General features: G+C 74.5%; 11 protein-coding genes. 6 read left to right on the forward strand and 5 right to left on the reverse strand.

Going from position 1 to position 11262, the window contains the following annotated elements; genetic code table 11:
- Positions 1-11 precede the first annotated feature (11 nt).
- The gene (locus J7462_RS02210; RefSeq protein WP_219461072.1) at positions 12-1583 is read left to right on the forward strand and encodes a pentapeptide repeat-containing protein; all 1572 of its coding nucleotides are present in this window, start codon (positions 12-14) and stop codon (positions 1581-1583) included.
- 44 nt (positions 1584-1627) lie between these two features.
- Here the strand turns inward: J7462_RS02210 and J7462_RS02215 are convergent, their stop codons facing one another.
- The 4 genes from J7462_RS02215 to J7462_RS02230 all read right to left on the reverse strand — a co-directional run bounded on the left by J7462_RS02215 (position 1628) and on the right by J7462_RS02230 (position 4027).
- Complete coding sequence (locus J7462_RS02215; protein ID WP_219461075.1) at positions 1628-1783, reverse strand: hypothetical protein; 156 nt, start codon at positions 1781-1783, stop codon at positions 1628-1630.
- Positions 1780-2001, reverse strand: coding sequence for a helix-turn-helix transcriptional regulator (locus J7462_RS02220; protein ID WP_208566316.1), 222 nt, complete (start codon positions 1999-2001; stop codon positions 1780-1782). Before J7462_RS02220 ends, J7462_RS02215 begins: the two co-directional genes overlap by 4 nt.
- Positions 2001-2480: a DUF2975 domain-containing protein gene (locus J7462_RS02225; RefSeq protein ID WP_219461077.1), complete on the reverse strand. Its 480-nt coding sequence runs from the start codon at positions 2478-2480 to the stop codon at positions 2001-2003. The genes J7462_RS02220 and J7462_RS02225 overlap by 1 nt, the downstream gene beginning before the upstream one ends.
- A gap of 68 nt (positions 2481-2548) precedes the next feature.
- Positions 2549-4027, reverse strand: a complete 1479-nt coding sequence (locus tag J7462_RS02230; RefSeq protein WP_208566314.1) for a glutamate--cysteine ligase — start codon at positions 4025-4027, stop codon at positions 2549-2551.
- Positions 4028-4190: 163 nt separating this feature from the next.
- Here J7462_RS02230 and J7462_RS02235 point away from each other — a divergent pair, with 163 nt between their 5' ends.
- A complete protein-coding gene (locus J7462_RS02235) occupies positions 4191-4526 on the forward strand; it encodes a DUF3817 domain-containing protein (protein WP_219461080.1) in 336 nt (111 codons plus the stop codon).
- Between the two features lie 130 nt (positions 4527-4656).
- Here J7462_RS02235 and J7462_RS02240 read toward each other — a convergent pair whose 3' ends face one another.
- Positions 4657-5199 (reverse strand): hypothetical protein, encoded by a 543-nt coding sequence (locus J7462_RS02240; RefSeq protein ID WP_208566486.1) that lies wholly within the window; start codon positions 5197-5199, stop codon positions 4657-4659.
- 175 nt (positions 5200-5374) lie between these two features.
- On the opposite strand from J7462_RS02240, the gene J7462_RS02245 reads away from it, so the two are divergent.
- The 4 genes from J7462_RS02245 (at position 5375) to J7462_RS02260 (ending at position 11261) form a co-directional block, all read left to right on the forward strand.
- Complete coding sequence (locus J7462_RS02245) at positions 5375-6493, forward strand: Vms1/Ankzf1 family peptidyl-tRNA hydrolase (protein ID WP_219461083.1); 1119 nt, start codon at positions 5375-5377, stop codon at positions 6491-6493.
- Positions 6486-8249 carry a thiamine pyrophosphate-binding protein gene (locus J7462_RS02250; protein ID WP_219461088.1) on the forward strand — a complete coding sequence of 588 codons (1764 nt, stop codon included), beginning with the start codon at positions 6486-6488 and terminating at the stop codon, positions 8247-8249. Before J7462_RS02245 ends, J7462_RS02250 begins: the two co-directional genes overlap by 8 nt.
- Positions 8250-8383: 134 nt before the next feature.
- Positions 8384-9787, forward strand: coding sequence for a hypothetical protein (locus J7462_RS02255; protein WP_219469929.1), 1404 nt, complete (start codon positions 8384-8386; stop codon positions 9785-9787).
- 334 nt (positions 9788-10121) lie between these two features.
- Positions 10122-11261, forward strand: coding sequence for a SigB/SigF/SigG family RNA polymerase sigma factor (locus tag J7462_RS02260; protein WP_219461092.1), 1140 nt, complete (start codon positions 10122-10124; stop codon positions 11259-11261).
- The last annotated feature ends 1 nt before the right edge of the window (position 11262 follow it).

The raw sequence follows: 11262 nt of genomic DNA on the forward strand, positions 1-11262 counted from the left end.
TGGGAGGTCGGGTGACGGTCGGGGAGTCGGACTCGGTGGCGTTCCAGGTAGCCGTCCGCGCGGTGGCGCAGGAGACCGGCGCGGGCCGGATCGTCGCCCTGCGTGGCCTCGGCGAACTGGTGTCCGGCTGCCCCGGGCTGCGACCCCGGGCGGTCGCGGCTCTCGCCGACGGGCTGCGGGCACCGGTGGGGGCCGACGGGTGGGACGCCGACGCCCGGCGGGAGGCGGGCCGGGTGCTGGCCGCGCTGTTGCGCCCGGCGGCGGAAGCCCCGGCCGGGCCGGCGGACCCGACCGCCGATCCGGAACCGCCGCCCGCCGTCGACCTCGACCTGCGGGGGGCCACCCTGGTCGACCTCGACCTCTCCTGCGCGGTGCTGGGCGCGGCCCGGTTCGCCGACGCCCGGTTCCTCGGGGCCACCTCGTTCGCCGACGTCCGGTTCACCGGCGACGCCGACTTCGCCCGCACCGTCTGGCCCGGCCCGGCCCGCTTCACCCGGGCCCGGTTCCTCGGCCACGCCGCATTCGGTCGGGCCCGGTTCCGCGCCGACGCCGACTTCACCGGGGCCCGGTTCGCCGCGTTCGCCTGGTTCGGCCGGGGCGAGGACGAGCTGTGGGAGGACGACCCGGCCTGGGAGACCATCGAGGAGACCTCCCCGGCACCCTGGGACGAGCCGAACGAGGACGACCCGCACTGGCCCGTCGCCGTACTGATGGGTGACTACCAGGAGTGGAGGGAGGGCGGCGACGGTGCCCGGTTCGTCGGGCCGGTGTCGTTCCGGCAGGCCAGCTTCGCCGGTCCGGCCTGGTTCTTCAAGGCGCGGTTCGGGGCCGCCGCGACGTTCCGACGGGCCCGGTTCGGTGGGCCGGTCCACCTCGACCAGCCCAGCGTGGACCTCACCGGCGCGACCTGGGCCGGTACGACCGACGACGGGCCGGTGTGCTGGCCGCTCGGCTGGACGCCGGCACCGGCCGGGCCGGACGGGGCGCAGTTGGTGCCCGACGACGCCGTCCGCCCGTATTCGGGTCAGCTCGCCGACGCCGACCCGGACGTGCGCCGGGCGGGGCTGGCGGTCCTCGCCGACCTGGGTGACGCCCGGCCGGAGCTGCGGCAGCGGGTGGTGGACGCGGTCTGCGGCTACCTGCGTACCCCGCTGTCGTTCGACCTGGCCGGGCCCCGCACCGACGGGCAGGCCGCCGAGCTGGAGCTGCGGCGCACCGCGCAACGGATGCTCGCGGCGCGGCTGCGTCCGTCGACGCCCGCCCCGGGCGAGCCGCCGCACTGGCCGGGAACGGACCTCATGCTCTGCGGGGCCACCCTGGTCGACCTCGACCTCGGCGGTTGCCACGTCGGCCACGCCGATTTCACCGGCGCCCAGTTCCACGGCGACACCGGGTTCGTGGGGAGCGTCTTCACCGGGGCGACCTTCCGGCTCGGCGGCGGCGACGGGCAGGCGACGTTCCACGGTCCCGTCAGCTTCGCCGGGGCACGCCTCGACCGCCGACGCCGTGTGCGCGAGGTCCTCGGCGCGGTGGCGGGTAACGCCGGGATGGTGGTCGACGAGACGGCGTCTCCCCCGGCGTGAGCGCCACCGCGCGGCGCCCTTGAACGACCTGGCCCCGGCGGGCGCTACCGCAGGACCCGTACGCCGATGGCGATCGCGCCGATGACCAGCAGGCCGCCCAGGAACTGGAGCCCGGGGGAGTCGTCGGACTCGCCGAGTACGACGCCGGCCACCCCGACGGCCAGGAGCACGACGGCGACGAGGGCGGACAGGTACCTCACGGCGTCGGCTCCTCGTCGTCGACGAATTCGAGCAGGTCGCCCGGCTGGCAGTCGAGCACCCGGCAGATCGCCTCCAGCGTGCTGAACCGCACCGCCTTGGCCCGGCCGTTCTTCAGCACGGCCACGTTGGCCGGGGTCAGCCCGACCCGCTCGGCGAACTCGCCGACGCTCATCTTGCGTCTGGCCAGTTGCACGTCGATGCGGACGACGATGGGCATCAGATCACCGCCTCCAGGTCGGTGCGCAGTGCGGTGGCCTGCCGCAGCAGCGCCCGCATCACCACCATCAGCAGCCCGAGCACGGTGACGCCGACCGACAGGAGGAACAGCAGCATCGGCAGCCCGGGGTCGTCGGCGTGGAACCCGACATAGCCGAAGACGGCCACCAGCACCAACCAGCCGGCGGCGACGGCCCAGACGATGGCGTCCACCCAGGCCAGTGCCGACTCACTGAAGATCCGGTCGTTTCTGACCAGGGTGAGCAGCCGCCAGGTGGCGACGATCACCACCTGTACGCAGAGCACCCAGAACACCGTCACGGCGGTGGCCGGCCAGCGCAGGTAGGCCTGCTCGGGTGCTTCGCGCGCCAGGTGGGCGAACTGGCCGGGCAGCGACATGGTCTGGAACAGCACCAGCACCGCGAACAGGACCACGAGGAAGCCTCTGAGGGCGGTGACCGCCCAACGCGCTGTCGTCATATATCGACTATCGCTCGTAAGCTATCGAAAGTCAATCGACTCGGCGGGTGGGCGGTGACCCGACACCGTCAGGGGACCGGCCACTCGTGGACCGGCTGGTTGCTGTGCATCAGCTCGACGTAGTGGCGGACCACCTCCCGCAACGCCTCCGGCCGGTCGAGATGGTCGGCGGACTCCAACCGGTGCAACGTCGCCACCTGCCAGCTCGCGCCGTTGCGTCCGGTCAGGCAGCGCTGCTCGATGATGCCGAGCAGCCGGTCACGTTCGGCCGGATCCACCCCCCAGCCGTCCAACCCCTGGTGCGCCAACGGCAGCAGCCGGCGCAGCACCAGCTCGGTCGCCGGCAGATAGCCCAGACCCGGCCAGTAGACCTGCGCGTCGATGCCGTGCCGGGCCCCGCTGGTGAAGTTCTCCTCCGCCGCGCTGAACGACATCTGCGACCACAGTGGCCGGTCCGACTCGGCCAGCGCCCGGACCAGCCCGAAGTAGAACGCGCCGTTGGCGATGGTGTCCACCACCGTCGGCCCGGCCGGCAGCACCCGGTTCTCCACCCGCAGGTGCGGGCGGCCCTTCCACACGTCGTACACCGGCCGGTTCCAGCGGTAGATGGTGCCGTTGTGCAACCGCAGCTCGGCCAGCCTCGGCACCCCACCGGCAGCCAGCGTCTGCGCCGGGTCCTCCGGGTCGCAGACCGGCAACAGCGCCGGGAAGTAGCGCACGTTCTCCTCGAACAGGTCGAAGACGCTGTTGATCCAGCGCTCACCGAACCAGACCCGTGGGCGTACCCCCTGGGCCTTGATCTCCTCCGAGCGGGTGTCGGTCGCCTGCTGGAACAGCGGCACCCGGGTCTCCCGCCACAGCTCCCGGCCGAAGAACAGCGGGGAGTTCGCGCCCAGCGCCACCTGGATCCCGGCGACCGCCTGGGCGGCGTTCCAGTAGGCGGCGAAGTCGACCGGGCTGACCTGCAGGTGGAACTGGGTGCTCGTGCAGGCCGCCTCCGGGGTGATGGTGTCGGCGGTGGTCGCCAACCGCTCCACCCCGCTGATCGCGATCCGCAGGTCCTCCCCACGGGCGGCGAAGATCTGCTCGTTGAGCAGTGCGTAGCGCGGATTCGCCGACAGCGCCCCGGCGGTCAGGTGCCCCGGCTCCAGGGTCGGCAGGATGCCGATCATCACCATGTGGGCGTCGACCGTGCGGGCCTTCTCCTCGGCGGCGTTCAGGCTGGCCCGCACGTGAGACTCGAACTCGGCCGTGCCGGTGCCGACGAGTCGTCGGGGCGCCACGTTGATCTCCACGTTGAACTGGCCCAGCTCGGTCTGGAAACTGGGATCGGCGACGGCGGCCAGCACGTCGGCGTTGCGCATCGTCGGCCGGGAGTCGTCGTCGACCAGGTTCAGCTCGATCTCCAGGCCGGTCATCGGCCGCTCGACGTCGAACCGGGACTCCCGCAGCATCTCGGCGAAGACGTCCAGACACCGGCGGACCTTCTCCCGGTAGCGGGCCCGGTCCTCCCGGCTGAACGTGCGCGCTCCGACTTCCTCACCCATGGCCACCCGCCCTGTCACCGTTGGTCCTGTCAACCTCGCACGTCCCCGGACGGACCGGGAAGACCCGAAGGACCCCTACGTACCCACCGGGGACCCGGGTGATCCCCGTCGCCCCCCGGTCGTCACGCGCCGGCCGCCGACGGCGGCTGGCTACCATGACCCGATGCGCGAGAAGGTGACCCGGTTGTTCGTGGCGGCGGCGATCGCCGAGGCGTGCTCCTGGCTGGCCCTGCTGGTCGGCATGGCGGTCAAGTACGGCCCGCCGGGCAACGAGATCGGCGTCAAGGTCTTCGGGCCGATCCACGGCGCGCTCTTCGTCGCGTACGGCCTCCTGGTGCTCGCCGTCGCCCGGCTGCACCGGTGGTCCCTCGGGGTCACGTTCGTCGCCCTGGTCTGCGCGGTGCCGCCGTTGGCCACCCTGTTCTTCGAACGCTGGGCCGCCCGCCGGGGCCTGCTGCGGGTCACCGGGGAGCAGCGCCCGTTGACCCCCGTCGGCTGACCGCCCCGCGTGCGCGCCCGGCGGGACACCCCGCGACGGGCCGACGCCGGGAGTCGACCGGGCCGGAACCCACCCACCCACGACCGGGCCGCCCGGCCGTCGGGGCGGGTGACGATCGGACGGGTCGCCGTCAGGTGAGGACCACGGCGGCGGCGACCAGCAGCACCAGCACCGCCCCCAGCACCGCCTGGATCAGCAGCGGCGGGCCCAGGTGGCTCCACACCGTGGCGGTACGCGGGGTGAGCAGCTGACCGGTGGTCAGGTTGACGATCCGTTCGATGCGCGGCGGCAGGTCGACGTCCTGCGGCTGCAGGGTCAGCTGCACCCAGTCGGACGGGTGCACCGCGCTCTGCGGCAGGTGCCCGTGCAACTCCACCTCATAGAGCAGACCCTTGTCGTCGCGCACCCGCAGCGGTGTGACCAGGAACTCCGGACCCTTTTTCAGGTCCTTCCAGGTGCGGCGCGCGCCCCCGCCGGCCCGGGAGAGGGCGGTCCGCACCAGCAGCACCAGCAGACCCGCCACGCTCGCCGCGGTCAGCACCGCCACCAGCACCGGCTGGCCGATCCTGACCTCGCGGGGGTAGCCGTCCATGAACCGGACCACCCGTCCGGTGAGTATCCGCTGGGTGGGGCGTACCACCCGATTTCGGAGATCGCTGTCCATGTTCACCACCGAGAGTCCCTTTCCGTTCACTGATGGTATCCAGCAAACGGGTCGAACGACGTGAATGAACCGGAGAGTCACGACACGGACGACGGTGGGTGAGGCGCTTCGGCTGGTGGTCGGGCCGAGGTGACATCCCGGGCAGCCCGGGTAAGCGGGCGGCCGAGCCGGAAAGGGGTCGAGCATGCAGCTGTCCTTCCTGCGCCCGCTCTATGACCGTCCCGGGCCGTGGTGCTCGGTCTACCTGGACGCCTCCCGGGACACCCAGGACGCGCGTCCGGCGTTGGACCTACGCTGGCGGGCCCTTGCCGAACAACTCGCCGCCGACGGCGCCGACGAGCCGACCATCGCGGCCCTGGACCGGGTGGTCCGGGGTCACGACCCGATGCCCGGCGACTACGGGCTGGCCGCGTTCGCCAGTCGGGGCCGGGTGGTGCTGTCCGAGTACCTCGCCGCGCCACCACTGCGCGACCTGGCCGCGTACACGCCGCTGCCGCACGTGATGCCCCTGCTGGCGCAACGCGGGGAACAGGTGGCCTGGGTGCGGGTCCTCGCCGACCGCACCGGCGCGGACGCGGTCGCGGTCAGCGCCGGTGGGGTGCCCCGACGGGCCCACGTCAGCGGCCGGCAGACCTACCCGCTGCGCCGGGTGCAACCCGGCGGCTGGTCCCAGTCCCGCTACCAGCGGGCCGCGATGGAAGCCTGGCACCACAACGCCGGGGACGCCGCCGCGGCCACCGCCGAACTGGCCGACCGGGTCGGCGCGGACGTGGTGGTCGTCGCCGGGGACATCCGGGCCACCGGGATGATCACCGCGCAGCTGCCGGCCCGCTGGCAGGACGTGGTGGTGCGCACCGACGCCGGCTCCCGGGCCGGTGGCGCCGACCCGGCCGCGATGGACGACGTCACCGTGCAGACCATCGCCGAGGTCGCCGACCAGCACGTCACCGCCGCGCTGGACCGGTTCGGCACCCAGGAGGACGTCGGTGCGGGGCTGGCCGCCGTGGTGGCCGCCCTGCAACGCAACCAGGTCGACACGATGCTGCTCGTCGACGACCCGTCGGCCGTCGGTGAGCTGTGGATCGGACCCCGCCCGACCGACATCGCCACCGCACCCGGCCAGCTCGCCGCCGTGTCCGACCCGCAACGGGTCCGCGCCGACGCGGCACTGGTCCGGGCGTTGGTCGGCACGGACGCGGACCTGACCGTCCTCGGGCCGGACGAGGCCCCCGAACTGGCCGACGGGATCGGTGCGGTGCTGCGCTACGTCGACCCGGCCACGCCGGGACGCGACCATGGCTGACCGTACGGTCGCGCAGCTGGTGGTGGACCGGTTGCGGGCCTGGCGGGTGCCCCGCGCCTTCGGCTGCCCGGGGGACGCGATCGCCCCGGTGGTCGAGGCACTGGACACCGCGGGCGGGGACCCGGAGTTCGTCCCCGCCCGGCATGAGGAGGCCGCCGCCTTCATGGCGACCGGGCACGCCAAGTTCACCGGCGGCATCGGGGTCTGCCTGGCCACCCAGGGCCCCAGCGCGGTGCACCTGCTCAACGGTCTGTACGACGCGAAACTGGACAGCCGGCCGGTGGTGGCGATCCTCGGGGAGGACGTCACCGGACCGCTCGGTGAGGTGCACGAGGAGATCGGGCTGAGCCGGCTCTTCGGCGACGTCTGCCACCAGTTCGTCCGCTACGGCCGTACCCCGGCCCAGGTGCCCGCCCTGCTCGACCAGGCGTTGCGCACCGCCGCGGCGACCCGCAGCCCGACCTGCGTGGTGCTGCCCCGCGCGTTGCAGGTCGCCGTGGTGCCGGACCTGCAACCGGACACGGTGGGGGTGCTCAACGCGACGCCGGGCGAACCGCTGGCCCGGGTGCTGCCCCACCAGGCGGACCTGGACGCCGCCGCGGCGCTGCTCAGCGTCGGAGCGCGGGTGGCGATCCTGGTCGGGCAGGGCGCCCGGGGTGCCGCCGGGCAGATCGCGGCGCTGGCCGACCGGTTGGGTGCCGGCGTCGCCAGCTCACTGCCGGGCAAGCCGGTGCTCGACGAGCGGCTGCCGTTCCACACCGGGGTGCTCGGTGCGGTCGGCACCACCGCCGCCGCCCAGCTGATGGGTGGCGCGGACACCCTGCTGCTGGTGGGCACCAACGACCCGTGGACCGACTACCTCCCGATGCCCGGTCAGGCCCGCACCATCCAGATCGACATCGACGGGCGACGGATCGGCAGCCGGTACCCGGTGGACGTGCCGCTGGTCGGCGATGCCACCGAAACCCTGCGCGCGCTGCTGGCCCAGGTCGCCGACCGGCCCCACCGGCAGTGGCGGGCCACCGTCTCCGGCTCCGTCGAGCGGTGGCGCGCGGAGGCCGCCGCCCGCGCCGCCGAACCGGCCGAACCGGTCAACCCGCAGCTGGTGCTGCACGAGCTGTCCACCCGGTTGCCCCGCACCGGGTCGGTCGCCGTGGACGTCGGTTCGGTGCTCTACTGGTACGCCCGCCACCTGGAACTGCCGCCCGGGGTCGACGCGCAGCTCTGCGGCGCACTCGGCTCGCCGGGCTGCGCCGTGCCGTACGCGCTCGCCGCGAAACTGGAGCGCCCGGACGAGCCGGTGATCGCCTTGCTCGGTGACGGCGCGATGCAGCTCAACGGGCTGGCCGAGCTGATCACCGTGGCCCACCGCTGGCAGGGGTGGGCCGATCCCCGGCTGGTGGTGCTGGTGCTCAACGACCGTGACCAGCGCGGTCTGGACCACCGCGGGTGGGTGCCGGGCGTGGCCGGGCGGCGGGCCGACGTGCCGTACGCCGGTTGGGCCCGGCTGCTCGGGCTGCACGGTGTCCGGGTGGACCGGCCGGAGCTGGTCGGCGCGGCCTGGGACGAGGCGCTCGCCGCCGACCGCCCGTGCGTGCTGGAGGCGGTGGTGGACCCGGGCGTGCCGCTGCGGGTGCCGGAACCGGCCCTGGCCGACCTGCGGGGCCTGTTCGCCGACGGCGACGCCGCCCGACGCGTCCGGGACCGGATGATGTCGGCCGAGCGGTCGGTCGTCGAGGCCGAGGACCTCGTCTAGCACCGTCGTCGCCGGTGCACCCCCGGGGTCGGGGATTGCGCCCGACGGGGCGGGATGCCCCGTTTAGACCCCAGAGGGAGGGGAAGCCGGGCTGCGTGGTGAGTGATCGAGGCGGGGTGGAGCCGGCGTCGGTGGTGCCGGCGGGACCGACGGCCCAGGGTGCGGGGCTGGCCGGCGACCGGGTCGTGGCGGTGGGCAGCCCCGCGCGGGTGCTGGTGGCCGCCGCCGCCCGGGCCCTGCGCGGGGTGGACTGCGCCGACCTGGGCCAGCCGAGCCCGCCGTCACGGTTCACCCCCGCGCCGAAGCCGGTGCGGGGGGCCGTCGCCGGGCGGGTCGCCGGCAAGGTGGCGCTCACCGCCGCACAGGCCGGCGAGGTGGACGGGGAACGGGTGGCCCGGTGGATCGTCGACCAGTACCCCCGGGAACGGTATCCGGCGCTGGTGCTGGGCTCCCCGCACGCCGCCGCGGTGCACCTGGCCGTGGCGCTCGGGGTGCCCTGGCTGCCCACCGGGTTCGAGATGACCGCGCACTGGACGCGCGGCGCGGTGGACCGGCCCGGTGCCGCCCTGGACCAGGGTGCCGCGTTCGCCGCCCGGGTCCTCGCCGGCAACCCCGACCTGCACGTCCGCCAGGTGCACTGCCCGGCGAGCCGGGGCACGCTGGCCGGCGTCGCGATCAGCCTGGTGGCCCGGTGGCGGGCGTTGCCGGTGGCGTACGCCCGGTTCCTGGCCGACCGGCTGACGCCCCGGGCGGTGCTGCTGCTGGTCGGTGACGGCCGTCGGTGGCCGGTGTCGGACTCCGGGCAGGGGCACAGCTTCCAGCTCGGCTCCCCGGCCAGCGGGCTGGAACCGGTGGACTTCCACACCGACTCACCCACCCTGCGTCAGGTGCTGCGGGCGGTCGGCGGGACCGGGCAGGGCTGGGAGCCACCGGCGGTCACCGCCGCCCGCGAGCCCGCCGAGCACGGGGTGGAACCGGGCTTCACCCGCACGCTGGACCACTGGGCCCGCAGCCGGGGGCACGAGCTGCGTCAGGTGCAGACGCCGCACCCCGGGGCGCTCAGCGCGGCGACCGCCGACCTGTACCGCCGGTGGCTGCGTCGGGCCGGCAAGACCGGCGACCGGTTGGTGGTCGAGTGCGGCCGGCTGTTCGACCCGTGGCAGGTGGTACGGGCGGGACTGGTGCCGTACTGGTGTGAGAACGCGACCCGACGCAGCGTCGAGGAGGTGGAGTGGTGGCTCGCCGGCAGCGAGCCGTTCAGCTCGGTGGACGTGCTGCCCGAGTCGCCGGGGATGCGCTCACCGGCGCTGGCCGGGCTGCCGCAGTGGCTGGCGGTGGCGGCGTTCGGCCGTCGTCGCCGGGCCCTGGACCGCACCGCCGCCCGCGGCTACCCGGTCGCCTCGGTGGCCACCCGGCGGGCCACCGAGGTGCTGCGCGGTCAGCCGTACGACCTGCCGACGCCGCCGCCGCTGAGCGTGGCCGACGCGTTGGCCGGGCTCCGGGACGCGGGTGCCCCGCTGGGGTTGGCCGTGTCCTGACCGGCCTGCCCGTCCGGCACCGACACCGCCCGCTCCGGCGGGCGACGGGCAGCCGGTAACCCGGAAAGGGGACGCCGGGGGTGTCCGCGCCGTCGGGCCGGACCGGGCACACCGAAACATCCTCGCGAACCCGGGGCCGCGTGGTTGAGTACCTGGGGAGCGGGAAGACCGCTCGCCGCGACGGTGCGATCACGCCGGGTGGCGACCGGTCATCGCCTCCGCGCGTCCGGCGATCCCGGCGCGGCACGTGACCCCACTTCCGACCCGGTGCGTGGTGCCACCACGCGCACGACCGGCTCGATCCGGGCGGGGGACCTTCCTGAGGGAGGCGCGGATGTTCGGACAGACCACCACGACCACACCACCTCCGACCGAACGGGGTCTGGAGGATCTGGACGCCGCCGCGCTGGCGTACGCCGCGCGGATCGCCGGCCTGCCACCGGAGCGTCGGGGCGAGGCCCGCGAGGACCTGGTCCGGTTCGCCCTGCCGTTCGCCGGCCGGCTGGCCCGCCGCTACCGGGGGCGGGGCGAGCCGTTGGAGGACCTGGAGCAGGTGGCCCGGCTCGGCCTGGTCAACGCCGTCGACCGGTACGACCCCGAGCGGGGTTCGTTCACGGCGTACGCGGCGATCACCATCGTCGGTGAGATCAAGCGGCACTTCCGGGACCGCACCTGGGGGGTGCACGTGCCCCGGCGGTTGCGCGACCTGATCCTGGAGGTCGGGCAGGCCACCTCGGCGCTGACCAGCGAACTGTCCCGGGCGCCGAGCGTGGCCGAGCTGGCGGCCCGGCTGGAGACGCCGGAGGAGGAGATCCTCGCCGCCCTGGAGTCGGCGGCCGGCTACAGCCCCGCCTCGCTCAACGCGCCGGTCGGCGGGGAGAGTTCCGCCGAGTTCGGTGACCTCGTCGGCGAGTCGGACAACGCGTTGGAGTCGGTGGACGACCGGGTGACGGTCAGCGGGCTGCTGCACCGGCTGCCCTGGCGGGAACGGCGCATCCTGGCGATGCGCTTCTACGGCAACCAGACCCAGGCCGAGATCGCCGCCCGGTTCGGCATCTCCCAGATGCACGTGTCCCGGCTGCTGTCGCGGGCGTTGACCTGGCTGCGTCAGGCGATGCTCGCCGACACCCCGCCGCCCTGGCAGAACGGCACCGCCGAGACGGAGACCGGCCGGAACCGGATCGCGGTCAGACGCACCGCGGAGCGGACGGTGGTCGAGGTCGGGGGAGAGATCGACCGCGACGGCGCGGACCAGTTGCGCCGGACGATGCTGGAGGCGGTCGCCGGGCAGCCCCGCGAGCTGGTGGTGGACCTGGACGGAGCGGGCGGGGTCGACGCCGGTGGCATCGCCGCGCTGGTGGCCGGCCGGGACGCCGCCATCCGGACCGGGGTGCCGCTGCGGCTGACCCGGGCCCAGCCGGCGGTACGGCGGTCGCTGGCCGCCGCCGGCCTGCCCGCCACCGTGGACGCCTGAC

Source organism: Micromonospora sp. RL09-050-HVF-A, from assembly GCF_019374995.1.
Lineage (GTDB): Bacteria > Actinomycetota > Actinomycetes > Mycobacteriales > Micromonosporaceae > Micromonospora > Micromonospora antibiotica.

What these genes read in the sequence shown, in the direction of transcription:
- J7462_RS02220 (WP_208566316.1), bottom strand. Translation starts at nt 2,001, where the DNA reads ATGCCCATCGTCGTCCGCATCGACGTGCAACTGGCCAGACGCAAGATG.
- J7462_RS02225 (WP_219461077.1), bottom strand. Translation starts at nt 2,480, where the DNA reads ATGACGACAGCGCGTTGGGCGGTCACCGCCCTCAGAGGCTTCCTCGTG.
- J7462_RS02230 (WP_208566314.1), bottom strand. Translation starts at nt 4,027, where the DNA reads ATGGGTGAGGAAGTCGGAGCGCGCACGTTCAGCCGGGAGGACCGGGCC.
- J7462_RS02235 (WP_219461080.1), top strand. Translation starts at nt 4,191, where the DNA reads ATGCGCGAGAAGGTGACCCGGTTGTTCGTGGCGGCGGCGATCGCCGAG.
- J7462_RS02245 (WP_219461083.1), top strand. Translation starts at nt 5,375, where the DNA reads ATGCAGCTGTCCTTCCTGCGCCCGCTCTATGACCGTCCCGGGCCGTGG.
- J7462_RS02250 (WP_219461088.1), top strand. Translation starts at nt 6,486, where the DNA reads ATGGCTGACCGTACGGTCGCGCAGCTGGTGGTGGACCGGTTGCGGGCC.
- J7462_RS02260 (WP_219461092.1), top strand. Translation starts at nt 10,122, where the DNA reads ATGTTCGGACAGACCACCACGACCACACCACCTCCGACCGAACGGGGT.